Source organism: Bradyrhizobium ferriligni, from assembly GCF_056837965.1.
In genome coordinates, this window is record NZ_JBXEJO010000017.1 from 101,819 (window position 1) to 128,673 (window position 26,855).

At 65.2% G+C, this 26,855-nt stretch carries 28 protein-coding genes and 1 tRNA gene; 15 read left to right on the plus strand and 14 right to left on the minus strand.

Annotated features, from left to right (window positions below):
• Positions 1–29: 29 nt before the first annotated feature.
• Together AC1VNY_RS12685 and AC1VNY_RS12690 are read left to right on the plus strand one after the other, a co-directional pair.
• Complete coding sequence (locus tag AC1VNY_RS12685; RefSeq protein ID WP_482405385.1) at positions 30–2,543, plus strand: glycoside hydrolase family 2 protein; 2,514 nt, start codon at positions 30–32, stop codon at positions 2,541–2,543.
• Entirely contained in the window at positions 2,540–4,342 is a 1,803-nt protein-coding gene (locus AC1VNY_RS12690; RefSeq protein ID WP_482405386.1) for an alpha/beta fold hydrolase, read from the plus strand. The genes AC1VNY_RS12685 and AC1VNY_RS12690 overlap by 4 nt, the downstream gene beginning before the upstream one ends.
• A 121-nt stretch (positions 4,343–4,463) precedes the next feature.
• Here the strand turns inward: AC1VNY_RS12690 and AC1VNY_RS12695 are convergent, their stop codons facing one another.
• The 5 genes from AC1VNY_RS12695 to AC1VNY_RS12715 all read right to left on the minus strand — a co-directional run bounded on the left by AC1VNY_RS12695 (position 4,464) and on the right by AC1VNY_RS12715 (position 7,676).
• A complete protein-coding gene (locus AC1VNY_RS12695) occupies positions 4,464–5,066 on the minus strand; it encodes an ATP-dependent Clp protease proteolytic subunit (RefSeq protein WP_038382777.1) in 603 nt (200 codons plus the stop codon).
• Positions 5,067–5,117: 51 nt separating this feature from the next.
• On the minus strand, positions 5,118–5,474 hold the full coding sequence (locus AC1VNY_RS12700; RefSeq protein ID WP_482405387.1) for an SRPBCC family protein: 357 nt from the start codon (positions 5,472–5,474) through the stop codon (positions 5,118–5,120).
• Positions 5,471–5,785, minus strand: coding sequence for an ArsR/SmtB family transcription factor (locus AC1VNY_RS12705; protein ID WP_016841428.1), 315 nt, complete (start codon positions 5,783–5,785; stop codon positions 5,471–5,473). Before AC1VNY_RS12705 ends, AC1VNY_RS12700 begins: the two co-directional genes overlap by 4 nt.
• Positions 5,786–5,934: 149 nt before the next feature.
• Positions 5,935–7,254, minus strand: coding sequence for an ammonium transporter (locus AC1VNY_RS12710; RefSeq protein ID WP_482405388.1), 1,320 nt, complete (start codon positions 7,252–7,254; stop codon positions 5,935–5,937).
• 83 nt (positions 7,255–7,337) lie between these two features.
• Entirely contained in the window at positions 7,338–7,676 is a 339-nt protein-coding gene (locus tag AC1VNY_RS12715; protein ID WP_016841426.1) for a P-II family nitrogen regulator, read from the minus strand.
• Positions 7,677–8,005: 329 nt separating this feature from the next.
• On the opposite strand from AC1VNY_RS12715, the gene AC1VNY_RS12720 reads away from it, so the two are divergent.
• Positions 8,006–8,896 carry a DUF4339 domain-containing protein gene (locus AC1VNY_RS12720; RefSeq protein WP_482405389.1) on the plus strand — a complete coding sequence of 297 codons (891 nt, stop codon included), beginning with the start codon at positions 8,006–8,008 and terminating at the stop codon, positions 8,894–8,896.
• A 43-nt stretch (positions 8,897–8,939) separates the two neighbouring features.
• Here the strand turns inward: AC1VNY_RS12720 and tesB are convergent, their stop codons facing one another.
• Positions 8,940–9,803, minus strand: coding sequence for an acyl-CoA thioesterase II (tesB, locus tag AC1VNY_RS12725; RefSeq protein ID WP_016841424.1), 864 nt, complete (start codon positions 9,801–9,803; stop codon positions 8,940–8,942).
• A gap of 117 nt (positions 9,804–9,920) precedes the next feature.
• Between tesB and AC1VNY_RS12730 the strand changes: the two genes are divergently transcribed.
• The gene (locus tag AC1VNY_RS12730; protein WP_482405390.1) at positions 9,921–11,141 is read left to right on the plus strand and encodes a ubiquinone biosynthesis hydroxylase; all 1,221 of its coding nucleotides are present in this window, start codon (positions 9,921–9,923) and stop codon (positions 11,139–11,141) included.
• 144 nt (positions 11,142–11,285) lie between these two features.
• Here AC1VNY_RS12730 and AC1VNY_RS12735 read toward each other — a convergent pair whose 3' ends face one another.
• Both AC1VNY_RS12735 and AC1VNY_RS12740 read right to left on the minus strand, forming a co-directional pair.
• Positions 11,286–11,483 carry a Trm112 family protein gene (locus AC1VNY_RS12735; protein WP_018269337.1) on the minus strand — a complete coding sequence of 66 codons (198 nt, stop codon included), beginning with the start codon at positions 11,481–11,483 and terminating at the stop codon, positions 11,286–11,288.
• Between the two features lie 46 nt (positions 11,484–11,529).
• A complete protein-coding gene (locus AC1VNY_RS12740; RefSeq protein WP_482405391.1) occupies positions 11,530–12,066 on the minus strand; it encodes a TetR/AcrR family transcriptional regulator in 537 nt (178 codons plus the stop codon).
• 93 nt (positions 12,067–12,159) lie between these two features.
• On the opposite strand from AC1VNY_RS12740, the gene AC1VNY_RS12745 reads away from it, so the two are divergent.
• From AC1VNY_RS12745 to AC1VNY_RS12770, 6 genes are all read left to right on the plus strand, one after another.
• Positions 12,160–12,510 carry a hypothetical protein gene (locus AC1VNY_RS12745; protein ID WP_482405392.1) on the plus strand — a complete coding sequence of 117 codons (351 nt, stop codon included), beginning with the start codon at positions 12,160–12,162 and terminating at the stop codon, positions 12,508–12,510.
• An 11-nt stretch (positions 12,511–12,521) separates the two neighbouring features.
• Positions 12,522–13,328: a crotonase/enoyl-CoA hydratase family protein gene (locus AC1VNY_RS12750; RefSeq protein WP_482405393.1), complete on the plus strand. Its 807-nt coding sequence runs from the start codon at positions 12,522–12,524 to the stop codon at positions 13,326–13,328.
• Positions 13,325–13,747, plus strand: a complete 423-nt coding sequence (locus AC1VNY_RS12755) for a PaaI family thioesterase (RefSeq protein WP_482405394.1) — start codon at positions 13,325–13,327, stop codon at positions 13,745–13,747. The genes AC1VNY_RS12750 and AC1VNY_RS12755 overlap by 4 nt, the downstream gene beginning before the upstream one ends.
• 160 nt (positions 13,748–13,907) lie before the next feature.
• Positions 13,908–16,442, plus strand: coding sequence for a bifunctional diguanylate cyclase/phosphodiesterase (locus AC1VNY_RS12760; RefSeq protein WP_482405395.1), 2,535 nt, complete (start codon positions 13,908–13,910; stop codon positions 16,440–16,442).
• Positions 16,443–16,670: 228 nt separating this feature from the next.
• Positions 16,671–16,961, plus strand: coding sequence for a PepSY domain-containing protein (locus AC1VNY_RS12765; RefSeq protein WP_038382790.1), 291 nt, complete (start codon positions 16,671–16,673; stop codon positions 16,959–16,961).
• Between the two features lie 10 nt (positions 16,962–16,971).
• A complete protein-coding gene (locus AC1VNY_RS12770; RefSeq protein ID WP_482405396.1) occupies positions 16,972–17,526 on the plus strand; it encodes a cytochrome b/b6 domain-containing protein in 555 nt (184 codons plus the stop codon).
• 70 nt (positions 17,527–17,596) lie between these two features.
• On the opposite strand, the gene AC1VNY_RS12775 is transcribed toward AC1VNY_RS12770, so the two are convergent.
• Both AC1VNY_RS12775 and trxA read right to left on the minus strand, forming a co-directional pair.
• On the minus strand, positions 17,597–18,271 hold the full coding sequence (locus AC1VNY_RS12775; protein WP_038382791.1) for an LON peptidase substrate-binding domain-containing protein: 675 nt from the start codon (positions 18,269–18,271) through the stop codon (positions 17,597–17,599).
• 30 nt (positions 18,272–18,301) lie between these two features.
• Positions 18,302–19,222, minus strand: a complete 921-nt coding sequence (trxA, locus tag AC1VNY_RS12780) for a thioredoxin (protein WP_026192069.1) — start codon at positions 19,220–19,222, stop codon at positions 18,302–18,304.
• A gap of 222 nt (positions 19,223–19,444) precedes the next feature.
• Here trxA and AC1VNY_RS12785 point away from each other — a divergent pair, with 222 nt between their 5' ends.
• Positions 19,445–19,936 carry an SRPBCC family protein gene (locus tag AC1VNY_RS12785; protein WP_482405397.1) on the plus strand — a complete coding sequence of 164 codons (492 nt, stop codon included), beginning with the start codon at positions 19,445–19,447 and terminating at the stop codon, positions 19,934–19,936.
• Between the two features lie 160 nt (positions 19,937–20,096).
• A tRNA-Gly gene (locus AC1VNY_RS12790) sits at positions 20,097–20,171 on the plus strand.
• Positions 20,172–20,350: 179 nt separating this feature from the next.
• On the opposite strand, the gene AC1VNY_RS12795 is transcribed toward AC1VNY_RS12790, so the two are convergent.
• On the minus strand, positions 20,351–20,596 hold the full coding sequence (locus tag AC1VNY_RS12795; RefSeq protein WP_482405398.1) for a hypothetical protein: 246 nt from the start codon (positions 20,594–20,596) through the stop codon (positions 20,351–20,353).
• On the opposite strand from AC1VNY_RS12795, the gene AC1VNY_RS12800 reads away from it, so the two are divergent.
• The 3 genes from AC1VNY_RS12800 (at position 20,595) to AC1VNY_RS12810 (ending at position 23,434) form a co-directional block, all read left to right on the plus strand.
• Entirely contained in the window at positions 20,595–21,113 is a 519-nt protein-coding gene (locus AC1VNY_RS12800; RefSeq protein WP_482405399.1) for a DUF2865 domain-containing protein, read from the plus strand. The two genes, AC1VNY_RS12795 and AC1VNY_RS12800, sit on opposite strands and share 2 nt — an antisense overlap.
• 268 nt (positions 21,114–21,381) lie before the next feature.
• Positions 21,382–22,659, plus strand: a complete 1,278-nt coding sequence (locus tag AC1VNY_RS12805) for a PQQ-dependent sugar dehydrogenase (protein WP_304498013.1) — start codon at positions 21,382–21,384, stop codon at positions 22,657–22,659.
• 193 nt (positions 22,660–22,852) lie between these two features.
• Positions 22,853–23,434 (plus strand): c-type cytochrome, encoded by a 582-nt coding sequence (locus tag AC1VNY_RS12810; RefSeq protein ID WP_482405400.1) that lies wholly within the window; start codon positions 22,853–22,855, stop codon positions 23,432–23,434.
• Positions 23,435–23,597: 163 nt separating this feature from the next.
• On the opposite strand, the gene panE is transcribed toward AC1VNY_RS12810, so the two are convergent.
• The 3 genes from panE to AC1VNY_RS12825 form a co-directional block, all read right to left on the minus strand.
• Positions 23,598–24,518, minus strand: coding sequence for a 2-dehydropantoate 2-reductase (panE, locus tag AC1VNY_RS12815; RefSeq protein WP_482405401.1), 921 nt, complete (start codon positions 24,516–24,518; stop codon positions 23,598–23,600).
• A 115-nt stretch (positions 24,519–24,633) separates the two neighbouring features.
• Complete coding sequence (locus AC1VNY_RS12820; RefSeq protein ID WP_482405402.1) at positions 24,634–25,239, minus strand: DsbA family protein; 606 nt, start codon at positions 25,237–25,239, stop codon at positions 24,634–24,636.
• A gap of 110 nt (positions 25,240–25,349) precedes the next feature.
• Positions 25,350–26,648: an MATE family efflux transporter gene (locus AC1VNY_RS12825; protein ID WP_482405408.1), complete on the minus strand. Its 1,299-nt coding sequence runs from the start codon at positions 26,646–26,648 to the stop codon at positions 25,350–25,352.
• Between the last annotated feature and the right edge of the window lie 207 nt (positions 26,649–26,855).

Here is a 26,855-nt window from a genome sequence, read left to right on the forward strand (position 1 = left end):
TGGGAATGCGTGTGTGCACGGACACTTTTGTGTCGACGACCGAGACGGCCGAGCTCCTGGACAGCGGCTGGCGCATGGTCGTCTCGCCGGCCGGCGCGTGGGCGTCTCCGGCGGCGGTCGACGGCAGTGCCGAATGGCTGGAGGCGGCGTGCCCCGGCACCGCCGCAGCTGCGCTGGAAGCGCTTGGCCGCTGGGACCGCAACCATCCCGCTCCGCTGCACGACCAGGACGTCTGGTATCGTCGCCGGCTCGATGCCGCAGGACCCGTCCGTCTTGTATTTGACGGCTTGGCGACGGTCGCGGAGGTCTGGCTCGACGATCGCCTCGTGCTGTCCTCGACCTCGATGTTCGAGCGCCATGATGTGGCTCTGACGCTTGCCGGCGGCGAGCAACTGGTCATCGCATTCCGCAGCCTCAGGCGCCATCTGGAAACCTTGACCGGTCCGCGTGCGCGCTGGAGGCCGCGCATGATCGACGATCAGCGGCTGAGGCTCGTGCGGACCACGCTGATCGGCCATATGCCGGGTTGGTCCCCGGGCTTCGACATCGTCGGACCGTGGCGGCCGATCAAGCTGATCCGCGATACCGATCGTCAAGCCGTGCGCGATGTGCAGATGCGGGCCGACCTCGCCGGCACGACAGGGCATCTTTCGGTCACGGTCACGCTGGTCGAGCCGTTAGACGGCACGCCGGCCATGATCGCCTGTGCGGGCGCTGTCGCCGCGTTGACGGCCGAGACAGTCACGCGGCTGACGGCAAGACTGGATATCGCGAACGTTGCGCCATGGTGGCCGAACAGCCATGGCGAACCGGCGTTGCACGAGGTCGTCCTGACGCTCGGCCCGATGCGAATTGCACTCGGCCGCGTCGGCTTCCGGCATATCGAGATCGATCGTGGCGCCGACGGCCGCGGCTTTCGGCTGGTGGTCAATGGCGTATCCGTCTTTTGCCGCGGCGCGGTGTGGACGCCGTCCGATCCGGTGGGGCTGCCGTCCTCACGCGCGGAAGTCGCGTGTGACCTCGATCTTGCACGGCGGGCCGGGGTCAACATGCTCAGGGTCGGCGGCACGTTCGTCTATGAGAGCGACGCATTTCACGAGCTTTGCGACGAGATGGGCATCCTGGTCTGGCAGGACCTGATGCTCGCCAATTTCGACTATCCGGCGAAGGACGAAGCCTGGCAGGCGTCGCTCTCGCGCGAGGTCGGGAATCTGCTCGGGCGGCTCAGGCATTCGCCGTCACTCGCCGTTCTGTGCGGCGGCAGCGAAGTGGCGCAGCAGGCGGCGATGATGGGCTTGCCGATGTCGATGGACCCGACGCCCTGGTTCGACAAGGTGGTGCGGCCCATCGCCGAAGCGCAGCGTCCCGACGTGGTGCTTGTGACGTCATCGCCATCCGGCGGCAACCTGCCGTTCACGGCCGATGGCGGGCCGACGCATTATTACGGGGTCGGTGCCTATCGCCGTCCGCTGGATGACGCGCGCCGGGCCGAGGTGCGCTTCGCGAGCGAATGCCTTGCCTTTGCCAATGTGCCTGACAAGGCAACGCTGGATGCGCAACTGCCTGTGCCGCCGGTGCACGATCCGCGCTGGAAGGCAGGTGTGCCGCGCGACGTCGGCGCCTCCTGGGACTTCGAGGATGTGCGCGAGCATTATCTGGAGACGCTTTTTTCCGTCGACGCACGCCGGCTGCGCATCGAGAATACCAGTCGCTATCTCGAGCTTTCGCGTGCGGTGACGACCGAGGTGGTGGAGCGCACCATCGACGAATGGCGCAGGCCCTGTTCGCTGACGGCCGGAGCGCTGCTGTTCTTCTGGAAGGACTTGCGGCCGGGTGCGGGCTGGGGCGTGGTCGATTCGACCGGCCGGCCGAAACCCGTCTGGCACGGGCTCAGGCGGGCATTTGCCCCGCTGCGGCTGATCCTGAGCGATGAGGGCGTCAACGGGCTGACCGTCCATGCCGTCAACGATACTGCGAAGACCGTCCAGGCGACATTGTCGCTGACCTGTCTGCGGGACGGCGTCACGGCGGTGGTGTCGGCGCGCCGGCCGATCAGCGTGCCGGCGCACGGTGGCCTGTCGCTTTCGGCCTTCTCGGTGCTCGGCGCCTTTTTCGATATCTCCTACGCCTATCGCTTCGGGCCGCCCGGACATGAAGTCACCGTGGCAAGGCTGGAAGACTGCGACGACGGGAAGGTCTTTGCCGAGGCCTTCCATGTGTTGCCGGATGTCATGACCGCGCGGCGCGACGTGGGCCTGACTGTGAGCTTGGTGCGCCGGAAGGACGCGTGGCGGCTGCGGCTCGCCTGCAAACGCGCGGCCTATCATGTCTCCATCCAGGACGATCTGTTCGTTCCAGCGGAGAACAATTTTCACCTGATGCCGGGCACCGAGCGGGAGGTCGGCCTTGACGGTCCGCATGTGGCGACGCCTGGCGGCACAGTGACGGCGCTCAATGCCGATCGCGACATGAGCTACGAGGCGCCCAGAGCGGAAGAATTGGAAGTCGGGCGGACAAATGAGTCCGCCGGGAGCATGACATGAAACCAATTGTCTTTGCCGATACCATCGGCTGGCTGAACGAAGCGAAGGGAAGGCGGGGTGTCGTCATTGCCGGCGCGCATGGTCATGAGGATCTGTGCAGTCGCCGATTCCTGAAGCTGTTGTCCGACAAGGCGGCCGCGGCGGGCCTGCCTACCCTGTTGTTCGACTATCCCGGCTGCGGCAACGCGGCCGGCGACCACGCGGCGCCGGGCCAGGTGATGGCCTGGACTGCAAGCATCGGCGCGGCGATCGACCGGTTGAAGCGGGATTGCGGCGTGGAGGATGTCATCCTCGCCGGCTTCCGTCTCGGCGCGCTGCTGGCCCCGCTCGCCGCAGTGGGACGCGATGACGTGGCGGGCCTTGCTTTGCTGGCGCCACCGGGTTCGGGCAAAACCTATGTGCGCGAAATCACCGCGATGTCGCGCGTGATCGATGGGGCACTCGCCAAGGGCGCCGCAAGCGACGCGACGTTCGCCGAGGGACGCGAGGCCGTCGGCTTCCGGCTTTCGCATGAGACGCTCGCCGATCTGTCGATGCTGGATTGGCGGCGGGCCGTCGCGGCCCTTCCGCCCATGCCGACGCTTTTGATCGCGAATGGACAGCCGTTGGCCGTCTCTGAAATCCGCGCTGGCCGGACTTCGGTCGAAAGCACGACGATCGTGCAGTTCAAGGACTATCATCTGCTCATGTGCGACCCGACCGCGAACCGGATTCCGGCCGACGTTGTCGGTTGCTGGACGGACTGGCTGTCCGATCGGGCCGTCGCCGGCGCGGTTCAACGCGTCGAACCCTTGCCCGGCCGCGAGATACTGGAGGGGGCGCACTACACGGAAGAGCCGGTTGTGATCGGGCAGGCGTCATCGATCTGTGGCGTGCTGACCCGGCCGCGTGTCAGCCATGCTGCGGCCGATCCGGTCATCTTCCTCAACTCCGGCGGCGTGCCGCATGTCGGCTGGGCGCGCGGCACGGTCGAGGCGGCACGCGAGCTGGCGGCCGCCGGCGTGGCGTCGCTGCGCATCGACCTGCCGGGCATCGGCCTGAGCGACGATGCTGCGAGCGACCGTCTGTTTCTCTATGATTCCAGCACCCGCCTCGACGTCAGCGCGGCGATCGACTGGATGCAGCGGGCGGGCTTTGCCAAGGTCGAGCTTGTGGGCACATGCTCGGGCGCCTTCCAGGCCCTTCACACTGCGCGCGCGGACCTCCGCGTCCGCGCCCTGACCATGATCAACCCGCTCTGCTTTGCCTGGAACAGTTCCTACGCGCTGGAGCTGACGGCCTGGAAAGCATACGAAACCTCCAAGGCGAATCGCGGAAGCCGGCAGCAGATCGGTCCGGCGGAGGGATCTGCGATGACGACCAGGTCCGCCTGGAAGCTGTCAGTGTCAGATAGCGCCAGGCGGCTGGTGCGGCGCGGATTGGAAGCCGTCAAGTCGACGTTGTCGGCGACGCATCCGTCAGCCCTGCTTGGTCGTAACCGCGTCGAGCGCTGGATGCGCGAGCTTTGCAGTCGCGACGTACGCGTCCTCATGGTCACCTCGGACGGCGATCTCAGCCTGCAGGAGATCGCACGCCATTTCGGCCAGGACGGCAAACGGCTCACAAGCATCCCTGGCGTGACGCGGTTGACGCTGCCGAACGCCGACCATTCGCTCACGCCTCGTCATGCGCGACGCGCTGTCGTCGCGAGCCTGATCGATCGCCGCGGCGGCAAGCGTGGAGGATCGATCGGTCCCGATGTCGCGCGGGCCATCGCGCCGCACACCGAGCTGAAGCGCAAATCGATGGCGCTGTCATGAAACGGTGCGGCCGCTCTAGTGTCCCGAATCCGAAGTTCGTGAAGGTGGTTGCCGCGAAATCGCACGAACTTCGCATTCAGCACACCAGCGACCGATATCAGCGCGGTACCGGATCATGTTTTTAGGCGGCGTCGCGTTCGGCGAAGACCTTGTCGATCAATCCCCATTCGAGCGCCTGCTGCGCGGACATGAAGTGATCGCGATCCAGGGTCCGTTCCACGTCGGCTTCGGTGCGCCCGCAGTGCTGCGCATAGAGCCGGATGATGCGCCGCTTGGTCTCCTGCATTTCGGTGGCATGGATCAGGATGTCGGATGCCTGGCCCTGGAAGCCGCCGAGCGGCTGATGCACGTGGAGGCTCGCATTCGGAAGCGCGGCGCGGTGACCGGGCTCGCCGGCCATCAAAAGGAACGATCCCATCGAGCGCGCCGTGCCCATGCACAGCGTGTGCACCGGCGCCTTGATGAACTGCATGGTGTCGTACATCGCAAGCCCGCTGGTGATCACGCCGCCATAGGAGTTGATGTAGAGGTTGATCGGCTTGTGAGGATTCTCGGCCTCGAGGAACAGCAGCTGGGCGCAGACCAGTCCGGACATCGCATCATTGACCTCGCCGTTCAGGAAGATGATGCGCTCGCGCAAGAGCCTGGAATAGATGTCGAAGGAACGTTCGCCGCGGGTCGACTGTTCGACGACCATAGGGACGAGTTGCATCATGTCGCGCATCGGCGACCTCCATTGCTGCAGGTGATGAAGTCTCAACGAGTTCTAAAGTGATCAGGCCGCGCGCATCAGGCAGCGGTTGTTGCTGTTGGCCGGCTGCGGCTGCTTTGCGCTGATGTCGCGGGCTTGCTGGATGATGCGAAAGCGGGTGCCGCCGGCCTCGTTCGGCTCGATCCGGAAGGTGACATGGCTTTCGCGAAACGGCGGCTCGGACTCACGCAGCCGGAAGCGCACCTCTTCGCCAGCGATTGATGAGAGCGGTTCAGCGTCCGCGAGATCGCAATCCGGGAGCCAGCGTTCGCGCAGGGCTGGAATGGTCACCGCGCGCCACACTTTTTCGGGCGGTGCATCGAGCTCGTATTCGAGCACCAGGTCGGCGTCGGCATGATCAGGCTCAACTGTGTCGCTCATTGATCCATGTCCTTCAGCAGATCGGAGAGCGCTTCGATGCGCTTCGGCCAATAGGCGCGGTAGCGGGCGAGCCAGGTCCCGATGCTGGCGATGCCGTCCGGGTCAACCTCATAGTTCACGAAGCGGCCCTGTCGCTGCTCGCGCACCAGCCCTGCCGCGCGCAGCACCGCCAGATGCTGCGACATCGCCGGCTGGCTGATCTCAAGTCCGTCGCGCAAGGCGCTGGCGTTCAGGCTGCCGCCGGCCAGCTTCTCAAAGACCTTGCGGCGGGTCGGATCGGCCAGCGCCTTGAAGATATCGGTATCGACCATGCCGACACATAAGCATATACTTATGTGTCGTGCAAGCCTGAACTGTCCCGTGCAGCGTGACGTCGCGGCGCACGGGTACTTTGCATGGGGTTGTTTTACGAATTCGCCCTCGCAGGGCCCATCTCGTCCCGGCGATACGAGCTCGGCTGCTACTGCAACGCCTCGCCGTGCTGCGAGATGTCGAGACCTTCGAGCTCCTGCTGCATCGAGACGCGCAGCGGGACGAAGGCGCTGACCAGCTTGAGCAGCACGAAGGTGACGCCGCCGCACCAGACAAAGGTGACCGCGACGCCGTAGAGCTGGATCAGCAGCTGCTTCGGATTGCCCTCGAGCAGGCCGGATGTGCCGCCGATCGCGGAGGCTGCGAACACGCCGGCAAGCAGCGTGCCGGTCAGGCCGCCGATGCCGTGCACGCCGAACACATCGAGCGAGTCGTCATACTTGAAGCGATGCTTCAGCCAGGTGCAGGCCCAGAAGCAGACCAGGCCGGCAATGATGCCGATGATGACGCCGTGCCACGGCGCGACGAAGCCGGATGCTGGCGTGATGGTGCCGAGCCCCGCGACCGCACCCGAGATCATGCCGAGCACCGACGGCTTGCGGCGCGTCGCCCATTCGATCGCGCCCCAGGTCAGCGCGCCGGCGCAGGCCGCAAGATGGGTGGCGGTGATCGCCATCACCGCGCGCGAATTGGCCGCGAGCGCCGACCCGCCGTTGAAGCCGAACCAGCCGACCCAGAGCAGGCCGGTGCCGACCACTGCGAGCGACAGGTCGAACGGCGAAAGATTGTCATGGCCATAGCCATGGCGGTTGCCCATCACCTTGGCCGCGACCAGGCCGCTGATGCCGGCGGAGAGATGCACCACAAGACCGCCGGCGAAATCCAGCACGCCCGCTGATGCGAGGAAGCCGCCGCCCCACACCCAATGCGCCAGCGGCACATAGGCGAAGATGAACCAGCCGATCGAGAACAGCACATAGGCGGAGAACCGCATGCGGTCGGCGACCGAGCCTGCGACCAGCGCCACCGTGATGATCGCGAACGTCATCTGGTACAGCATGAACAGCGCTTCGGGGATGGTCTTCGCCGCCGGATTGATGCTGTCCATGGTGATGCCGGCCAGGAACCAGCGATCGAGCGAGCCGAGCCATGGACCGTCGCCGACGAAGCTCAGCGAATAGCCGAAGGTGACCCAGAGGATCGAGACCAGCGCAACGGCGGTGAGGCTCTGCGCCATCGTCGCCAGCACGTTTTTCTTGCGCACCATGCCGGAGTAGAACAGCGCCAGTCCCGGGATCGTCATCATCAGCACCAGCGCGGTGGCGACGATCATCCAGGCGGTGTCGGCGGCGTTGATGCCGGAGCTGGCCGCAGTATCTTGGGCGAAGGCCGGCGTGCCCCACGCCAGCAGGATTGCAGCAGTGATCGGCGCAGCTGATATCGCTGCACGAAGAGCTCGTGCCCCCATCATCATTCCCCGGCGGTCGTCGTTTCTTGGCGTGTGGTTGTGGCGTGCGCCGGCGTCGTTGCCGGCGGTGATCTTGATAAAGCTCAGAGCGCGTCGTTGTCGGTCTCGCCGGTGCGGATGCGCAGCGCGTGGTCGATCGGCGTCACGAAGATCTTGCCGTCGCCGATCTGGCCGGTGCGGGCGTGCTGGGTGATGACGCTGACCGCCTTGTCGGCGAGCTCGGTATCGACGGCGATCTCGATCCGAAGCTTGGGCAGAAAGTTCACGACATATTCGGCGCCGCGATAGATCTCGGTATGACCCTTCTGGCGGCCATAGCCCTTCACCTCGGTCACGGTCATGCCGTGGACGCCGATCGCGGTCAGCGCCTGGCGCACCTCATCGAGCTTGAACGGTTTGATGATCGCGACGACGAGTTTCATGGTTCAGGCCTTCATTCCCTTGAGGTTTTCCGTGTGCGCCCGTCCCGGAGCGGCACTTGCCGTCCCGCGAGCCGGCACCTGCTGCCTCCCGGAGCGGCAATTTGCCATCCCCGAGCCGGCGTTTCGCGTCCGCCAAATCTGGCAGCTTTCTGGGCAAATGGCATAAAAAAGTTGCAGGTTGAAGCGGAAAACATGCGCAGCGCGTGAGCTCCCTCACTGTACGGATTGGAAACGCTCCGCCACAATGTGGCTTTCCCGCCCCGGCCAGCGGTCTTGCTGGTTCGTTTCGCCTATCGCGTGTCCCTGCGCGCGCCCCGAGGAAACAAGAAATGTCGAACCGAAACTGGTTTTATGCATCCGAAGGCCAGCAAAAGGGCCCCCTGCCTGAAACCCAGCTCCGCGACCTGATCACCCGGGGCATGGTGGGGGCCGACACCCTGGTGTGGACCGAGGGCATGGCCGGCTGGCAGAAGGCCGGGGAGATTCCGGGCCTCGTCCCGAGCGCCGGCGCGCCGGAGGCATTTCCGCAGGCCGGCGGACCGCCGCCCGTGGCGGCGTCCGGAAGCTACAGCGGCGGCACACTGTCGGCCGACTTCCCGATCTGGGGCCTGTTCGGCCGCAGCCTCCTGATGTTCATCGGCCAGATTCTCGTCATCCCGGCGCCGTGGACCGCGACCGGCCTGTACCGCTTTGCGATCCCCTATATCCGCGTGCCGGGCCGGCCGCATTTCGCCTTCACCGGGCAGCCGCTCGACATCTGGTGGGTCTTCATCGTGCTCGGCCTTCTGACTTATGCCGGCGCGGCCGACAGCAACATCGTGACGCTGCTCTCGCTGCTGTTGCAGGGCTTCCTGAGCTGGATGATCGTGCGCTGGATCATCGGCCATCTCAGCTCGAGCGGCCAGGACCTGCCGATCTCGTTCAAGGGCAGCCCCGTCGCCTATGTCGGCTGGTACGTGGCGATGGTGGTCTCGGCTATCACCATCATCGGCTGGGCCTGGGTGCTGACCGCCTGGATGCGCTGGATCTGCCGCAACATCGACGGCACACGCCGCGAGGTCAGCTTCAACGCGTCCGGCATCGAGGTGCTGTGGCGAACCATCGTGTTCACGATCGCCTGCGGCTTCCTGATCCCGATTCCGTGGGTGCTGCGCTGGTACGGCAACTGGTTCGTCTCGCAATTCGCGCTGACCGAGCGCGGTGCCTACGCCGGCCAGTAAACGCGATCTCATCGTGCCGCCCGGCTCTGTTCGAGCGTGAGCTCTACGCCTTTCGCTCGCGCACCGAACCTTCTTGCGCGACGGACGCCACCAGCGTGCCGTCGGGCTTGAAGATCAGGCCGCGCGTCAGGCCGCGGCCCGACTGCGCGCTCGGCGAATCCTGCGCGTAGAGCAGCCATTCGTCGGCGCGGAACGGGCGGTGAAACCACATCGCGTGATCGAGGCTCGCCGGCATCATGCGCTTGTCGAACAGCGTGCGGCCGTAGCGCGCCATCACGGCATCGAGCAGCGAGAAATCCGACGCATAGGCGAGCGCGCACAGATGCAGCGCCGGATCGTCGGGCAGCTTGGCCGCGGTGCGGATCCAGACATGGATGCGGCCGTCGTCGATCTTCTGGCCGAAATAGCGGCCGAGCTCGACCGGGCGCAGCTCGATCGGCCGGTCGCTCTCGTAATAGCGGCGGATGAACTCCGGCATCTCCTTGAACATCGGCTGCTTCGACACCTCCTCCGCGGTCAGCTTCTCCGGCGGCGGCACGTCGGGCATCTTCTCCTGATGATTGAAGTTGCTCTCTTCCTCGGCGTGGAACGACACCATGATGGAGAAGATCGCGTTGCCGTGCTGGATCGCGGTGACGCGGCGGGTGGTGTAGCTCTTGCCGTCGCGCAGCCGCTCGACCTGGTAGATGATCGGGATCTGCGGATCGCCGGGCAGGATGAAGTAGCAATGGATCGAGTGTGGCAGCCGGCCCTCGACGGTGCGGCAGGCCGCCACCATCGCCTGGCCGATCACCTGGCCGCCGAACACGCGCTGCCAGCTCGTCTTCGGGCTGTTGCCGCGGAACAAATTCACCTCGAGCTGCTCGAGATCGAGGATGGACAGCAGGTCGATCAGGCTCTTGGACATGGATAGGCCCCGGAATGACGATTGGGGCTGTTAGCCGCCCTTGTTTCTAAACTCTGTTTCGCCCAGCTAATATCAGGTAGCAAGTCTCCTTTGATGGCGTAATCGAGTAAGGATCGCATGTCGGCACAGCGAAGTATTGTCATCTGCGGGGGCGCATTTGCAGGGTTGGCGCTGGCCGTGGCGCTGCGCCAGGGGCTTGGGCCGGACATCCCGGTCATCGTGGCCGATCCGGCGCTGAGCCAGCGTCCGAGCCGAGATCCGCGCGCGACCGCGATCGTGGCGGCCTGCCGGCGGCTGTTCGAGACCCTCGGCGTCTGGGGCCAGGTGGCGCCGACCGCGCAGCCGATCACCGATATGGTCGTGACCGACTCCAGGCTGGAGGACGCGACGCGCCCGGTGTTCCTGACCTTCGCCGGCAATGTCGAGCCCGGCGAGCCGTTCGCCCATATGGTCGAGAACCGCTATTTGATCGATGCGCTCGCGAGCCGTGCCGAAGCCGAGGGCGTCGAGCTGCGCGCCACCGCGGTGTCGAGCTTCGCGTCGCGCCCCGACGGCATCAGCGTCACGCTGGCCGACGGCACCATGATCGATGCGAGCCTGCTGGTTGCCGCCGACGGCGCCCGCTCGAAGCTGCGCGAGCGCGCCGGGATTGCGACCCATGGCTGGGACTATAACCAGTCCGGCATCGTGGTCACGGTCGGGCACGAGCGCGAACATCACGGCCGCGCCGAGGAGCATTTCCTGCCCGCAGGGCCGTTCGCGATCCTGCCGCTGACCGGCAATCGCTCGTCGCTGGTGTGGACCGAGACGCGCAAGGATGCCGCGCGTATCGTCGCCTTGAACGAAGAGCAATTCCACGCCGAGCTCGAGCAGCGCTTCGGCCTGCATCTCGGCGAGATCAAGCCGCTCGACAAGCCGCGCGCGTTTCCGCTCGGCTATTTCGTCGCGCGCTCGTTCATCGCCGAACGGCTGGCGTTGATCGGCGACGCCGCGCATGTGATCCATCCGATCGCGGGGCAGGGGCTCAATATGGGCCTGAAGGACGTCGCTGCGCTCGCCGAGGTCGTGGTCGATGCGGCGCGGCTCGGCATGGACCTCGGCCAGGCCGACGTGCTCGAGCGCTACCAGCGCTGGCGGCGCTTCGATACGATGGCGATGGGCGTTGCCACCAACTCGCTGAACTTCCTGTTCTCCAACGAATCGACGCTGCTGCGCACCGTGCGCGACATTGGCCTCGGTCTCGTCGATCGCGCGCCGCCGCTGAAGGAAATGTTCATCCGCCAGGCGGCGGGACTGTCAGGCGAGGTGCCGCGGCTGCTGAAGGGCGAGGCGCTGTAGCGGTTGCGGAGGTTCCGTAGCCCGGATGAAGCCAACGGGTCGCGCGGATGCGCGCCCGATGACAGGCTCCGCGAAATCCGGGACAGACTATCCGCGGTGAAACTTTCCCGGATTGCGCTGCGCTTCATCCGGGCTACGCTGACATCAATCGATCTTCCTCGCCTCTTCCGGCAGCATGATCGGGATGCCGTCGCGGATCGGATAGGCGAGCTTTGCCGAGCGCGAGATCAGCTCCTGCCGCGCGGCGTCGAATTCCAGCGGTCCCTTGGTGATCGGGCACACCAGGATTTCCAGCAGTTTTGGGTCGGCGGTGCTCTCGAGATGATCGGTCGTGGAATTCATGGGAGTCTCCGGCTCGCCGTGATCTAGCACATCCAAATGTCAGCTGTCAGCGCTTCGCCATCCGCAGCAGCTCATCGATCGCGGCCTGCTGACGCGGCTTCGGCAGCGCCTGCTCGGACAGCGCGTAGCCGATGAACGCCCAATAGAAGATCTGCGCCCGGCCGCGCGCCACGTCGTCTGGGAATCCGGCCTGCCGCAGCAGCGTTTCGATATAGCCGATCCGGCGCTGGTCGACCTCGAGCACGGCGGCGCGCGCCACGGCATCGACGGTGGCCCAGCTGCGCACCGCGCGCTCCAGCGCCAGCCGCGCCGAGAAGGCGCGGCGCAGCAACAGCGCCAGCGCGTCGCCGCCTTCCGGAATGGTCTCGAGCTCGGCGATCACCTGCTCGGCCGCGACCTCGCGCCAATGGGTCAGGATCGCCGCGCGGTAGGCGCCGATGTCGGCGAAATGCCAGTAGAAGCTGCCGCGCGAGACGCCCATGGCCTTGGCGAGCGGCTCGGCCTTGAGCGCCGTGAAGCCGCGTCGCGCCAGCGTCTTCAGGCCCTGATCGAGCCAGTCCTTGACCGAGAGCTGTTCCGTCATGGTTCCCATCCGCGCCGCTCACCATACACAAGTGTATTGACAGGCGCCAGCGGCCGGTGTCATATCCGTACAGTAGTGTATGGAGGCATCGCGATGCGTGATCTTCTGCTGCAGGGCGCCGGCGTCGTCGCCATCCTGGTCAGCCTGATCCATGGCGTGCTCGGCGAGAGCAGGATATTCGCGCGCGCCACCGTCGAGCCGCCGCGGCTGCGGCTCTTGCTTCGCCTGGTCTATCAGGCCGGCACCATCGCCTGGATCGGCGGCGGCGTGCTGCTACTCGCCGCACCCGCGATGGCCTCCGATGCCGCTCGGCACTGGATCGTGGCGACGCTAGGTGTCGTGTTCGGCGTCGCGGCGCTCGCCAACGCGGTGGCGACCCGCGGGCACCACTTCGGCTGGATGGCGATGAGCGCCGTGGTGGCGCTCGCCGCCGCCGGCTACTAGCGAGGCCGATCATGACGACCGATCGCATCAGCCTCAGCATCGCCGATGGCGTCGCGGACGTCAGGCTCAACCGCCCGGACAAGCTCAATGCGCTCGATCCGGCGATGTTCGCTGCGATCGCCGAAATCGATGCGCAGCTCGCGGCCGACCGCAAGCTCCGCGCTGTGGTGCTCTCGGGCGAAGGGCAGGCCTTCTGCGCCGGCCTCGACATGGAGCGTCTGGTCGCAACGACGGAGGGCGAATCCATCCTGCCCTTTGCCGATCTCGGCCAGCGGACCCACGGCATTGCCAACCTTGCGCAGCATCTGGTGTGGCTCTGGCGCGAGCTGCCGGTGCCGGTGATCGCCGCCGTCCACGGCATCGCCTTCGGCGGCGGCTTTCAGCTGATGCTCGGTGCCGACATCAGATATCTCGCACCCGGCACGCGCCTTGCGATCATCGAAGCCAAATGGGGGTTGGTGCCCGACATGGCCGGCACGCAGCTGATGCGCCATCTCGCGCGCGAGGATGTGGTCCGTGAACTCACCTACACCGCGCGCGTCTTCTCCGCGGACGACGCGCTCGGGTACGGCTTCGCCACCCGGATCGTCGAACAGCCGCGCGATGCCGCGCTGGAGACGGCGCGCGCGATCGCGGACCGCAGCCCGGATGCGATCCGCGCCGCCAAGCGGCTGCTCAATCTTGCAGCCGATCGCGATGCGGCGACCGGACTTGCAGCCGAAACCGCCGAACAGGCGCTTCTGCTCGGCTCGCCCAATCACATCGAGGCCGTCAGGGCGAATCTCGAGCGGCGGCCCCCGCAATGGAGTTTTACATGACGACTGGCCCGGGCTTCGATCTCGAACGTCTCGTCGCGACCAATGCGTCGGCGGCCTTCAATCGGCTTGCCGGCTTCGAGGTCGTCTCCGCCGGCACCGGCACGGTGGAACTGCGCATGCTTTGGCGCGACGATCTCACCCAATATGCGGGACACCTGCACGCCGGGATGATCGCGGCGCTGCTCGACACCGCCTGCGGCTTCGCCGCGGCGTCGATCGCAGGTTCCGTCACCGCATCGCATTTCTCGATGAATTGCCTGAAGCCCGCGCTGGGCCGCTGCTTCATCGCCAAAGGCACCACATTGCGTGCCGGACGCAGGCAGGTCTTCGCGAGGGCGGAACTTTTTGCGGAGAACGAGCAGGGTGAGACCTCGCTGGTTGCAACCGGTGAAACCGTGCTCGTTCCGCTGGCAGGCTGAGCCGCCCGGATCGCGCATGACTGTGAAATTTATGGAGCCATCAATTTCGGTGCGGAATCGGCTTACGCGCGGATAACCATGCCACTGAAAGTTGCAGAATATTATCGAGAAGACAATTCAATCGGCTTAGCCTGTGCGTACGGCAACCATGGACCGACGCATGTTTCGTGTTTTTACGTGCCTTTCAGGTGAGCATGACTGGCGGCTCGTTCTGCTCGCCGGACTGGTCTGCTTCGTCGCCAGCATTGTGGCCGTCAATATTTTTCATCGTGCAATTGCATCGCAGGCGAGGACGCGGCTGATCTGGATTGCGATCGCGGGAGCCGCAATCGGCTACGGCATCTGGGCAACGCATTTCATCGCCATGCTGGCCTATGAGCCGGGAATCCCGACCGGCTACGGCATCGTCCTCACCGCGCTGTCGCTTGCCGCGGCGATGATGCTGACATCCGGCGGCCTCGGCCTTGCCGCCAGCGACTCCAGCCGCTGGCGCGCGCCGGTCGGCGGCGCCGTGATCGGAGCCGGCATCGCCAGCATGCACTATCTCGGGATGTGGGCGCTGGAGGTGCCGGGCCACGTGGTCTGGTCGCTCGATCTCGTGGCGGCCTCAATCGTGCTCGGCATGCTGTTCGGCTACGCTGCGCTGGCGATCGCGGTCCGCCGTCAGGACCGCTGGATGTCGCTCGTCGCGGCGCTGCTCCTGACGCTTGCGATCGTGTCGCATCATTTCACCGCGATGGGCGCGGTCGAGATCGTCCCGGATCCGTTGCAGGCTCCGGCGGCCCTGTCGCTCTCGCCTGCCTTCCTCGCCATCGTGATCGCCGGCGTGGCGCTGTCGGTGCTCGGGATGAGCCTGGTCGGCGTGCTCGCGGATCGCCGGCTGGCGCTTCGCACCCGCCGCTTCGAGGAGATCATCAGCCAGCTTTCGTCGGCGCGACAGCAGGTCGAGGCGTCGCAGAAGGCGCTGGAGGAGCAGAGGTTCCGGCTGGATACCGCGATCAACCACATGGGCGAGGGCCTCTGCATGTTCGATGCGGAAAAGCGCCTCGTCGTTTGCAATGATCGCTACGCCAAGATGTACCGGCTGCCGCCGGAATTGCTGCTGCCCGGCACGGCCCATCGCGAGATCATCAAGCATCGCATCGCCAACGGCATTCTCAAGGGCGAGACCAGCGACAGCGCCGCGACGCAGGTGCTCGCGACATTGAACGCGCTCCCGGCCGGCGAGATCAGCAGCCGGGTCGACGAGCTCGCCGACGGCCGCCTGATCTGCGTGACGCGGCAGCCGATGCCCGGCGGCGGCTGGGTGGCGACGCATCGCGACGTCACCGAGCAGCGGCGCTCGGAGGCCAAGATCACCTATATGGCGCAGCACGACGCGCTGACCGATCTGCCGAATCGCGTGCTGCTCAAGGAATGGATGGAGCGCGCGCTGTCCGGTGCCCGGTGCGGCGGACCGAGCCTTGCGGTGCTGATGCTCGATCTCGACCGCTTCAAGGACGTCAACGACACGCTCGGGCACCCGGCAGGCGATGCGCTGCTGAAGTCGGTGGCCGCCCGCTTGCGCAGGTGCGTCAGCGATACGACGCTGGTCGCGCGGCTCGGCGGCGACGAGTTCGCGGTGATCGACCATGTCGGCGATCCGGTCACGGAAGCGGGCCTGCTCGCCGAGAAGATCAGGAAGGCGCTCAGCGAGCCGATCGATCTCGGTGATCATCGGGTGACCACCACGACCAGCATCGGCATTGCGATCGCACCGCGCGACGGCACCGATTCGGACGAGGTGCTGCGCAGCGCCGATCTCGCGCTTTACTCGGCCAAGAGCGGCGGGCGCGGCTCGTTCCGCTTCTTCGAGCCGGAGCTCGATCGGCTGCTGCAGGCCCGGCGCAGCCTCGAGCGCGACATGCGCACTGCGCTCGCCAATGGCGAGTTCGAGCTGCACTATCAGCCGTTCATCCATGTCGCGAGCGGAAAGACCTGCGGCTTCGAGGCGCTGCTCCGCTGGCACCATCCGCAACGCGGCATGGTATCTCCGGCGCAGTTCATTCCGCTGGCGGAGGAGACCGGCCTGATCGTGCCGCTCGGGGAATGGGTGCTGCGCACCGCGTGTGCGGAAGCCGCCAAGTGGCCCGACGACCTCAAGATCGCGATCAATCTGTCGCCTGTGCAGTTCAGGAGTCCGGAGTTGGTCCCGGTGATCGTGCGCGCGCTGGCGAGTGCCGGAATTTCGCCGGAGCGCCTCGAGCTCGAAGTCACCGAAACGGCCATCATTCAGGACAGCGAAGCGGTGTTTACCGCGCTTAGCCAACTGCACGATCTCGGGGTGCGGATCGCGCTCGACGATTTCGGCACCGGCTACTCGTCGCTGAGCTTCTTGCAGAAGTTTCCGTTCGACAAGGTCAAGATCGACCGCAGCTTCGTCTCCGAGCTCTCCGGCGCATCGGACGAGTCGCGCCGGATCGCGCGCGCGATCGTTCGCTTTGCCGTCAGCCTCGGCAAGACCACGACGGCCGAAGGCGTCGAAACCAGGGAGCAGCTCGACATCCTCCGCGCCGACGCCTGCGTGGAAGTGCAGGGCTTCCATTTCAGCCCGCCGGTGCAGAGCGAGAAGGTCGCGCAGATGATCGGCGGGCGAACCCCGGCAGCGGCCGAACGGCCTGCGGTTCGTCTCGCGATGGCGGGTGCCGCGTCCTGATCGACGGGCTGCGCCGGGCGGCCCCGATACGCATGAGGCGTAAGGCCGCAGCACGCCGTCAAAACCAAACTGCGCGTGGAGCGCAAAGCGGTTTTCGCGACCGTTAGAATTCCTCTAAAGCCAGCCTCCGCGGCGCTTCCTTGACTTGGCAATTGCCTCAGCATTCTTCACGCATGTGCCCTGCGCGAAGGCGTTGTGGGCATGATTGTCAACGGAGGGGAGATACGCGTGAGAGTGATTTTGAGCGCTGCGCTTGCAGCATGCGTCCTTGGGAGCGTTCTTGGGCTGACCGGATCGGCGGCGTTCGCCGACGGCTACAAGAATTGCACCAAGCTCGACAAGGCGTCGTGGAAGCCGGCAAGCGAAGCCGAAGCCAAGGCCAAGGCGCTCGGCTATGAGGTGCGCCGGTCGAAGATCGAGGGCTCCTGCTACGAGGTGTACGGCGTCAAGGAAGGCAAGCTCTACGAGCTGTTCTACAGCCCGGAAGATCTCAGCCTGAAGCACACCATCGCGAAGTGAAGCAGGCGCGATGACGAAGGCGGCGCCGGGCGCCCGCGGCGCGACCAGCGTGCAGGTCTGGGACCTGCCGCTGCGGCTGTGGCACTGGGCGCTCGCCATCCTCGTCCTGGTCGCCTGGGTGACGCCCAGCACCTATGACCGGCTGCACCGGCTGGCGGGTTATTCGGTGATCGGGCTGCTGGCGTTCCGGCTGATCTGGGGCTTTGCCGGCACGCGCTACGCGCGTTTCGGCAGGCTCGGCGTCCGCCTGCGCGCGGCGCCGCGCTACATCTGGAATCTTCGCCGCGGCATCACCGGGCGCTATATCGGGCTCAACCCCGCGGGCACCGTGATGCTGGTGGCGCTGCTGTTGCTGCTTGCGGTCTCGACAATCACGGGCGCGATGGAGGTCACCGTGACCTTCTTCGGTGTCTGGTGGGTCGAGGACACCCACGCCTATGCCTCGGATGCGGTCATCATCCTGGTCGCCCTGCACGTGCTCGGCGTTATCGTGGTCGGCTTGCTGCAGCGTCAGAACCTGGTGCGCGCAATGTTCACTGGCCGCAAGCAACTGCGCAATCGCTGATCGGCAGGAAGCTTTTTGGTTTGACGCGTTTTCTTCACGCGAGCCGGTCGCCGCTTCGCTCGAAAACGCTTTACTGCACCGGCGGATCGCCGGAGGTGCGCTTCTTGGCGAGGTCCATCTCGGTGACGGCGATCAGGATCTCGGCGCGGGTCTTCAGGTCCGGCGCCTCGAGCATCGCCTGCTTCTCGGCCGGACCATAGGGCGACATCATCGCCAGCGCATTGACCAGCGCCTCGTTGGGCGCGGACTCGATACCTTCCCAGTCGACCTTCAGATTGTTGGCTTCCAGGAAATCGGCCAGCACTTCGAGCAGCGCCTTGCGGTCGACGGCCTCCTCACCCTTGCGCGCGGTGAAGTCGCCGACGAAGGAGAAGAAGTCGACCTTGCACTGCCGGTACGGCGTCTGCACGGTGAGCTCCTCGACCACCTTGAAGCGCGCGACGCCGGTCAGTTCGAGGATGTAACGGCCGTCGCCGGATTCGGCGAGCTGGGTGATGCGGCCGACGCAGCCGATCCGGAACAGGGCCGGCTTCGCTTCTTTCTGCGAATGCGTCACGTCGGGCTGGATCATGCCGATCAGGCGATGGCCGTCGCGCAGCGCGTCGTCGATCATCGCGAGATATCGCGGCTCGAAGATGTTGAGCGGCATCTGGCCGCGCGGCAGCAGCAACGCGCCGGGCAGCGGGAACACCGGAATCACCTCCGGGAGCTCGCCGGGTCCGCGATATTCGGCATTGATCGGCATCTGCGGTCCCGCTGCTGTGACGGGCGTGCTTTACGAGAACAGGATGGTCGACAACCGCTTGCGCCCCTCGACGGTTGCCTCATCGGTGCCGCCCCACGCCTCGAAGAACTGCACCAGCTGCTTGCGCGCGCCGTCGTCGTTCCACTTGCGGTCACGCCTGACGATGGCGAGCAATTGCTCGGTCGCCTCCGTGCGCTTGCCCATCGCATTGAGCGCGGTGGCGAGATCGAATCGGGCCTGATGATCGAGCGGGTTTGCGGCGACTTTCTGTTCCAGCTCCGCGACCGGGCCGACCGCTTCCGCCTGTTCGGCGAGATCGATCGCCGCCTGCACCGCCTTCACCGCGGCGTCGTTGCGCTTGGATTCCGGAACCATCGCCAGCGTCTGCTTGGCCTGCTCCATCGCACCCGACGTGACGTAGCACTTGGCGAGGCCGGCCAGCGCCGCGATGTTGGTGGCGTCGTGCGCCAGCACCTCGGCATAGATCTGCGCGGCCTGGGCGGCGTCGCCCTCGGCAAGCACGGCGTCGGCCTCGGCCAGGATCTCGGTGAGATTGGGCTCGCCGGCGGCCGGCACGCCCTTGGTGATCTTCTCGATGAAGGCGTTGACCTGGCTCTCCGGCACCGCGCCCATGAAGCCGTCGGCGGGCTGGCCGCCCACGAAGGCGATCACCGCCGGGATCGACTGGATGCCCATCTGGCCGGGGATCTGCGGATGCTCGTCGATGTTCATCTTGACCAGCTTGACCCGGCCCTTGGCGTTGCGAACCGCCTTTTCCAGGATCGGCGTGAGCTGGCGGCAGGGACCGCACCACGGCGCCCAGAAGTCGATCATGACCGGCTGACGGCGCGATTCCTCGATGACGTCCTTGACGAAGGTCTGGGTCGTCGTCTCCTTGATCAGATCGGGCGCTGCCTCGGGCGTGGGGCCGCCCTGCTCCATTATCGTCACGTTGTCCTCGCCTGCTTCTGAGGTCGGAAATCCGGGGGGCGTTCTAGCACGCCCGGAACGGCACGTTCAGCCGTTCTGTCAGCTAGAGCATGATCCCGGAAAAGGGGGAACCGGTTTCCGGGATCATGCTCCGTAAATGGCAGTCAGCCAGCAAAATTCAATCGCTTGGCCGCCGGTCCCGTTCCATCGGAGATCGGGTGGGTTGGTGCCGCGGAACGGCCGATGATGGCGATCCTTCATGGCAGCAGGGGAGCGCCCGTGGCAAAGGCCTATTACAGCACGGTGTTCGAGCAGCCGGCCGGCGAGGTCTGGAAAATCATCCGCGATTTCAACAATTACCCGGTCTGGGTCCATGGCGCGGGGACGAGCGAGATCGAGGGCGGCAAATCCGGCGATAGCGTCGGGGCCGTACGCAATGTGCTGTACCGGGAGCGGCGGATCCGGCAGCGGCTGCTCGCGCAGTCCGATGTCGAACGCTTCCAGACCTACGAATTTGTCGACACCCCGACCCTTCCGGTGACGGATTTCAGCGCGACCCTGCGGGTAACCCCGGTGATCGACGGCGACCGGGCCTTTATCGAATGGTCGGCCGTGTTCGATTGCGACCCGACCCGCCGCATCGAGCTGACGCAGACGCTGACCGGCTGGTTCGAGACCTGGCTCGAATCGCTCCGGGATGAGATGGCCCTGAGGCAGGTTCCGGCGGAAATCTAAAAAGAAATCGGCGGCACGGCCGGTTTCGGCCGATTCGAGGTCAATTTTTAGGGAAACCGGGCGATTTCGTGAGGTTCGGACCGCGCTCTTGTGTTGCATTCACAGACAGCTTTTGGCATAGGTCTGCCGTTGCCGGCGAGCGATCGCCGCCATTTCGGATGCGGGTGTAGCTCAGTGGTAGAGCACGACCTTGCCAAGGTCGGGGTCGAGGGTTCGAGCCCCTTCGCCCGCTCCAAAACTTCTCGCTGACCGAGCTGACAGTCTGATGAAGGCCCGCTGATGAGGCCCGCCCATTGGCGCGGGCTTTTTGCTGTCCGGCCCGAGGCCGCATCTCCAAGCCGCGATTGCGAGGTCAAGATGCCGCGGCCCGCCGAGGCGGTTTCCGGCTTTTGTTAACCGACAAACGGTGCATTCTCAAAATTGATAGAAATCTGTGGTTGTGTTGGCGTTGGAATGGTTGCGGCCGGTTTTTGCCGGCGCGGCAAGCGCGTGAACGATGTCGATCAGTTGGAAGCCGGCTCCCGGGTTAAATCGCCGCTTGGCTCGCGCAAACGTCGCTGCGCTGGTCGTGCTCGTCGGCGCCTGGACATGTTCGGGCGCATCGGCGCAGCAATTGCCGAGCGACTCGGCGTATGCCCCGGCACCCAGCTTCTCTCCCATGCCTGGCTTTGGCTTTGGGCCGGCGCCTGACTTCGAGGCGGCCGAACGGCCGCGGGCGCGGGTCTACATCACGACGCGGTCGCACCGGGGCGGCCAGCAAAACTTCTGCGTCAGGACCTGCGACGGCCGCTTCTTTCCGCTGCCGCGCGTGAGCGAGACGGCGGACGTCAAGGCATGCGAGGCAGCCTGTCCCGCCGCCGAGGTGAAGCTGTACTCCGGCTCCGATATCGACAGCGCCAGAACCGAAGCGGGCGAGACCTACAAGACGCTCGCCAATGCATTCCGCTTCCAGCGCGAGATGGTGCCGCAATGCTCGTGCAGCGCCGGCGCGTCCACCGGCCTGTCGCCGATTGCGATCGAGGACGACATGACGCTTCGGACCGGCGACATCATCGCCGCCGATGATGGCTTCAAGATCGCGGCGATCACCAGCGGGCAGCGGCGCAGCGTGTTGTTCAGGCCGCTGTCGAAGGCCAAGGCGCAGGCGCTCGGTCTGGCGCGCCTGTCGTCGCGATAGCGGCGATCACGAGCGTTAGCTTCATTCGAATATCACGCTGCGGTGCAGAATGCCTTGTTATCAGGCAGGCTGCTCAGGAAAATTTCGTCTCAAATATCGTCTCAACTAGTTTTGACGCAGCGCACACAGCTCCACGCGCTTTTCAGCCTCGATGGATGTGCTACCATTTTGCCGTCTGACCTACCTCACAGACCGCCACCATCATCTCTCAGGGCGTTCAAAATCAATAACAGGCAAGCTGCAACGGCTTGCGTAGGGGAGTGACGCGATGAAATCCGCTTTCAATCGATCAATACTTGCGTTCGCGGCGATCGCGCTGCTGGCGGGGACGACCTTCGCCAATGCGCAGCAACAAACAGACAAGAACCGTGCGCTGAAGAAGTACGAATCGGGCACCAAGGAATTCTGGACCCATCCGCCGGATGACTGGTTCCTCGGCGACGAGACCGAGGCGCAGAAGGGCCTTGCCCCGCCGTCCGGTCCGCCGACCGGCGCGTCCGATTCCGAGCTCGCGGCGATGATGAAGAAGATCAAGCTGCCGCCGGGCTTCAAGATCGAGGTCTATGCCTCGAACGTGCTCGCCGCGCGGCAGATGGCCTGGGGCGACAAGGGCACGCTGTTCGTCGGCTCGTTCGGGCTCGGCAACGTCTATGCGATCAAGGACAACAACGGCAAGAAAGAGGTCAAGACCATCCTTAAGGGCCTCAACATGCCGACCGGCCTCGCCTTCCGCGACGGCGCGCTCTACGTCATCGCGGTCGACAAGCTGATCAAGTACGACAACGCCGAAGCCAATCTCGACAATCTCGGCAGCGGCAAGGTGGTGTATGACGACATGCCGTCCTACGCGGCGCATGGCTGGAAATACATCGCCGTCGACAAGGACGGCTGGTTCTACATTCCGTTCGGCCCGCCCTTCAACATCGGCATCCCGCCGACCTCGGTGTCGCAGATCCGCCGCGTCGATCCGAAGACCGGCAATGCGGAGATCTGGGCGCTTGGCGTGCGTAACTCGGTCGGCGGCGACGTCGATCCGCGCACCGGCAAATACTGGTTCACCGAGAACGCCCGCGACTGGATCAGTGACGATCTGCCGAGCGACAAGCTCAACATGATCTCGAAGATCGGCGAGCATTTCGGCTATCCCTATTGCCACCAGGGCAACCTGCCGGACACCAAGTTCGCGATGGGTCACAAGTGCTCGGAGTTCACCCCGCCGGTCTACAATCTCGGTGCGCATGTGGCTCCGCTCGGCATGAAGTTCTATACCGGCAGCCAATTCCCGGCCGAGTACAAGAACAGCATCCTGATCGCCGAGCATGGTTCCTGGAACCGGCACAAGTACCAGGGCGGCCGCATCGTGCGGATCACCGCGAGCCCCGACGGCAAGAACGCCAAGCAGGACATCTTCGCTTCCGGCTGGATCGAGGGTGACCAGGGTTATCTCGGCCGTCCCGCCGACATCCTGCTCGACAAGGATGGCTCGATCCTCGTCGCCGACGACTGGGCCGGTGCGATCTATCGCATCAGCTACAGCAAGAAGTAGCGGTAGAAACAATGCGGGGCTGCGGTGGCCGTGAGGTGACCGCAGCCTCATTCGCGTGGTTCGGGCACGCCTGCAAAGGAACGGACTCGTCATGCCCGGACTTGATCCGGGCATCCATCCAAACCAAGAACCCTTTTCAAGCCAGATGGATTGCCGGGTCGAGCCCGGCAATGACACACGGAGAAAACTGGCAATGCGCGTTGTGACCCTCGGAGTTCTGCTCGCCTCGGCAATCGCGATGACTCCTCTTGCCAATGCCGCCGATGTCGCCGCCGGCAAGGCGAAGGCCGAAATCTGCGCCGCTTGCCACGGCGACAACGGCATCTCGCAGACCGAGAACATTCCCTCGCTCGCCGGCCAGCTCGACCAGTACGTTCAATGGCAGCTGGTGTTCTTCCGCGCCGGCGCGCGCAAGAACGAGCAGATGCAGCCGATCGTCGAGCAGCTCAACAACGACGACATCCGAAATCTCGGCGCTTATTTCGCGTCGCTGACGCCGTTCAAGGGCGGCAAGGACGACAATCCGGACCTGTCCGAAAAGGGCAAGCAGGCCGCCGCCGGCCGCCGCTGCGCCTCATGCCATGGCGATACGTTTGCCGGCACCAAGGCGGTGGCCCGCATCGCCGGCCAGCGCGAGGAATACCTCGTCAAGGCGCTGCACGATTACAAGTCGGGCCTGCGCTCCGGTGGGGCACAGGCCGCGATGGCCGATGTCGCCTATCCGCTGAGCGACGAAGAGATCACCGCGCTCGCGCACTATCTGGCGCATTTGTAGCCGTAAAGATCATTTGTAGCCGCAAATATGGTGTCGTCCCTGCGAAAGCAGGGACCCATAACCACCGGCTTCAATTGCCTTGAAGAGACATCAACCACGACCGCCTCAATCGAAGGGCCGCGGCGTATGGGTCCCTGCTTTCGCAGGGACGACACCGGTTGTGTTACGCCTGTCGCTGCTTCTCATACGCCTTGAGATGCGTGTAGGCCGTGCGCAGCTTCGGCACCGGGATCTTGGCGGCGTCGGCGCGCACGATCAGGTCGCCGATCACGTGATCGGCCTCGACCGGCAGCCCCGCCTTGATGTCGCGGAACATCGATGCGGTCATCGGCGAGCCCTCGGTGGTCAGGAGGCCGCGGGTGCGCTGGAAGAATGGGCCGCCCGGGGCATGGCCGGCGTCGGCGGCGATCGCGCTGCACTCGTCGAGGATGCCGAGCAGGAAATCCTTGCCACCGGGCGCGGCCAGGATGTTGCCGACCGAGGTCCGCATCAGGCTGGTGGAGGCGGCGAGCGACGCCAGGAATACCCATTTCTCCCACATGTCCTGCATCACGTGCTCGCTGGCGTTGGCGCCGTTGATCGCGGAGAAGGTCTCGGCGATCGCGCGCACCCGGTCCGACAAGCCGCCGGCGCGCTCGCCGAAGCCGAGCGACTGCATCGGCTGCAGTTGCACCACCTCGCGCTTCTCGTTCAACGTCGCGGCGATCGCGCACAGACCGCCGAGCACGTGCCGAGCGCCGAACGTCTTGTCGAGCGCATCGAGATGCAGCATGCCGTTGAGCAGCGGGATGATCGCGGTTTTGTCGCCGACGGCGGGCGCAAAGGACTTGATCGCATCTTCGAGATCGAACGCCTTGCAGCTCAATAGCACGACGTCGAACTTGTCCGACAGCTTGTCGGCCTGCACGGTCGGCGGGTTGTTCAGCGTGACATCGCCGTTCGGGCTCTTGATCACGAGCCCGGCGGAGGCGAGCTCGGAAGCGCGGCGCGGGCGCACCAGGAAGGTGACGTCGCGGCCGGCCTGAAGCATCCGGCCACCGAAATAACCGCCGATCGCACCGGCGCCGACCACGAGAACGCGCATGGGAATTTGTCCTTCTTTGTTGTTCGCTGCCCGCGGGCAAATAGCGAATGGGAGTGGCGAATAGATAAGGATGCTGTTTGACTATTCGCTACCCGCTATTGGCCATTCGCTCATCTCACTTTCCCGATACCATTTCCTCGACTTCGCGCAGCTGCTCCTTGCCGAAGAAGATCTCGTTGCCGACGAAAAAGGTCGGCGAGCCGAACGCGCCGCGCTCGACGGCGGATGAGGTATATTCGATCAGCTTGGCCTTCACATCCGCGTCCTGCGCGCGGGTGAACAGTTTCGCGGCGTCGAGGCCGGAGGAGGCGATGGCTTTGCCGGCGACCTCAGGATCGTCCATCTTCTTCGGCTCGACCCACATGTGATGGAAGGCGGCCTCGATATACTTCTCGAACACGCCCTCGAACTGGGCGGCGACCGCCGCGCGCATCAGGTTCAGCGTATTGACCGGGAAGAACGGGTTCCAGGCGTAGGGCTTGACGTTGAAGCGCTTCAGAAAGCGTTCCGTCTCGATCTTCTGAAACTCCGGCTTGTTCTTGACGCCGGCCAGCGTCTCCGCCGGCGACTTGTTGTTGGTGGCCTTGAAGATGCCGCCGAGCAGGATCGGGACATACTCGAATTTGACGCCGGTGCGCTTTTCGATCGCCGGGATCGCCTCGTGGCTGAGGAACGCATTGGGACTGCCGAAATCGAACAGGAATTGCGGATTTTGGCTCACGGCAGTCTCTCCCTCGGCTTGTCTCGTTTGGACTTGTTTAGCATGGGCCTGCTGTCGCAGGCGCCATCGGTAGAATATGATAATCATCATGTGAGCCGCGGCGCGCGATGTCAAATCAGCCGCTTGATGGTCTGCTTGCGCCATACCAGGGCGTAATAGGCCATCTGCAGCACGAACATGGTTGCGAAGGTGACGGGATAGGCGATCCAGATGCCGCTGACGCCGAGGGCGCGGCTGAGCAGGATCGCGACCGGCACCTCGACCACCGCGATCGCGAGGGTCGAGAGCAACAGCGGCATCCACACCGTTCCGCCGGCGCGCATCGCGCCCGAAAACACCGTCGCCATGCCGAACAGCACCATGCTCCACAGCACGATGTACAACAGCTGCTGCGCCAGCCCGAGCACGGCATTGTCGACGATGAAGAAGCCCATCAGCGGCCGCGCGAAGAGATAGCCGAGCACGACCAGCCCGCCGGTCAATACCAAGTTCATCTCGATTCCGGTCCTGACGATGGCGCCGACCCGGGCGGAATCGCCGCGGCCGATCGCCTGCGCGCCGAAGATCGACACCGATATTGCGATCGAGATCGCCGGAAACTGCACATAGCCGATCACCTGGTTGACCGCGCCATAGGCCGCGGTGGCGTCCGAGCCGAAACCGTTGACGAGGCCGAGCAGCACCAGCTCGGCGAGCGAGACCACCACCATGCCGATCGCGGTCGGAATGCCGAGCCGCAACACGATGCGCAGCAGCGCGCCGTTCGGCCGCATCGCGCGCAGGAACGCGGCGTCGAAGGCGAGTGCATGGCGGTGCCGCAGCATATGGACATGCAGCCACAGCAGCGTGACCAGGCCCGAGACCGCGGAGGCGACCGCGGCGCTGGCGACGCCGAGCATCGGCAGGCCGAGCCAGCCGCGGATCAGCGCCGGCGTCACCACCAGGCCGACGATGGTCGAGACCGTCAGCGCAACCAGCGGCGTCACGGTGTCGCCGACGCCGCGCATCATCGCCGTTAGCAGCAGGAATGTGAAGGTTATGGGCATCGTGATCATCATGATCCGCGCATAAGCCACCGCGGCGTCGAGGACGTCAGCTGGCGTCGCGAGCGCGATCAAGAGCGGGCGGGCGAACAGGCCGCCGAGGACCGCGATCGCCAGCGCGAGCAGCAGCGTCACGGTCATGGTGGTGCCGGCGACCGCTTTCACCCGGTCGGGCTCGCCGGCGCCCCAGGCCTGGCCGATCATGACCGAAGCGCCGGCGCTCAGGCCGATCACGAAGGAAATGAAGAAGAACATCACCGGAAAGAACACCGAGACGGCGGCGAGCGCGTCGACGCCGATCATCTGGCCGAGATAGACGCCGTTGATGGTGCCGAACAGCGACTGCAGCACATTGCTGAGCAGCATCGGCGCGAGGAAGGCGAGGAAGGCTTTGCGCTGGGAGGGAGGGCTGGACACGTTCAACTTCCAAAAATTGACCAGGCATCTGGCTGGTACGTCCTAGATCAGGCGGCACACTCGCTGCACCTCTCCCGCTTGCGGGGGAGGTCGGATCGCATCGACAGATGCGATCCGGGTGGGGGCTCTCTCCACCGGAAAGAATCTCTGCGTGGC

Bases quoted from the DNA above. Each gene is read 5' to 3' on its own strand.
- AC1VNY_RS12690 (WP_482405386.1), top strand. From the start codon at position 2,540: ATGAAACCAATTGTCTTTGCCGATACCATCGGCTGGCTGAACGAAGCG.
- AC1VNY_RS12695 (WP_038382777.1), bottom strand. From the start codon at position 5,066: ATGCGCGACATGATGCAACTCGTCCCTATGGTCGTCGAACAGTCGACC.
- AC1VNY_RS12700 (WP_482405387.1), bottom strand. From the start codon at position 5,474: ATGAGCGACACAGTTGAGCCTGATCATGCCGACGCCGACCTGGTGCTC.
- AC1VNY_RS12705 (WP_016841428.1), bottom strand. From the start codon at position 5,785: ATGGTCGATACCGATATCTTCAAGGCGCTGGCCGATCCGACCCGCCGC.
- AC1VNY_RS12710 (WP_482405388.1), bottom strand. From the start codon at position 7,254: ATGGGGGCACGAGCTCTTCGTGCAGCGATATCAGCTGCGCCGATCACT.
- AC1VNY_RS12715 (WP_016841426.1), bottom strand. From the start codon at position 7,676: ATGAAACTCGTCGTCGCGATCATCAAACCGTTCAAGCTCGATGAGGTG.
- AC1VNY_RS12720 (WP_482405389.1), top strand. From the start codon at position 8,006: ATGTCGAACCGAAACTGGTTTTATGCATCCGAAGGCCAGCAAAAGGGC.
- tesB (WP_016841424.1), bottom strand. From the start codon at position 9,803: ATGTCCAAGAGCCTGATCGACCTGCTGTCCATCCTCGATCTCGAGCAG.
- AC1VNY_RS12730 (WP_482405390.1), top strand. From the start codon at position 9,921: ATGTCGGCACAGCGAAGTATTGTCATCTGCGGGGGCGCATTTGCAGGG.
- AC1VNY_RS12735 (WP_018269337.1), bottom strand. From the start codon at position 11,483: ATGAATTCCACGACCGATCATCTCGAGAGCACCGCCGACCCAAAACTG.
- AC1VNY_RS12740 (WP_482405391.1), bottom strand. From the start codon at position 12,066: ATGACGGAACAGCTCTCGGTCAAGGACTGGCTCGATCAGGGCCTGAAG.
- AC1VNY_RS12745 (WP_482405392.1), top strand. From the start codon at position 12,160: ATGCGTGATCTTCTGCTGCAGGGCGCCGGCGTCGTCGCCATCCTGGTC.
- AC1VNY_RS12750 (WP_482405393.1), top strand. From the start codon at position 12,522: ATGACGACCGATCGCATCAGCCTCAGCATCGCCGATGGCGTCGCGGAC.
- AC1VNY_RS12755 (WP_482405394.1), top strand. From the start codon at position 13,325: ATGACGACTGGCCCGGGCTTCGATCTCGAACGTCTCGTCGCGACCAAT.
- AC1VNY_RS12760 (WP_482405395.1), top strand. From the start codon at position 13,908: ATGTTTCGTGTTTTTACGTGCCTTTCAGGTGAGCATGACTGGCGGCTC.
- AC1VNY_RS12770 (WP_482405396.1), top strand. From the start codon at position 16,972: ATGACGAAGGCGGCGCCGGGCGCCCGCGGCGCGACCAGCGTGCAGGTC.
- AC1VNY_RS12775 (WP_038382791.1), bottom strand. From the start codon at position 18,271: ATGCCGATCAATGCCGAATATCGCGGACCCGGCGAGCTCCCGGAGGTG.
- AC1VNY_RS12785 (WP_482405397.1), top strand. From the start codon at position 19,445: ATGATGGCGATCCTTCATGGCAGCAGGGGAGCGCCCGTGGCAAAGGCC.
- AC1VNY_RS12800 (WP_482405399.1), top strand. From the start codon at position 20,595: ATGCCTGGCTTTGGCTTTGGGCCGGCGCCTGACTTCGAGGCGGCCGAA.
- AC1VNY_RS12795 (WP_482405398.1), bottom strand. From the start codon at position 20,596: ATGGGAGAGAAGCTGGGTGCCGGGGCATACGCCGAGTCGCTCGGCAAT.
- AC1VNY_RS12805 (WP_304498013.1), top strand. From the start codon at position 21,382: ATGAAATCCGCTTTCAATCGATCAATACTTGCGTTCGCGGCGATCGCG.
- AC1VNY_RS12810 (WP_482405400.1), top strand. From the start codon at position 22,853: ATGCGCGTTGTGACCCTCGGAGTTCTGCTCGCCTCGGCAATCGCGATG.
- panE (WP_482405401.1), bottom strand. From the start codon at position 24,518: ATGCGCGTTCTCGTGGTCGGCGCCGGTGCGATCGGCGGTTATTTCGGT.
- AC1VNY_RS12825 (WP_482405408.1), bottom strand. From the start codon at position 26,648: ATGCTGCTCAGCAATGTGCTGCAGTCGCTGTTCGGCACCATCAACGGC.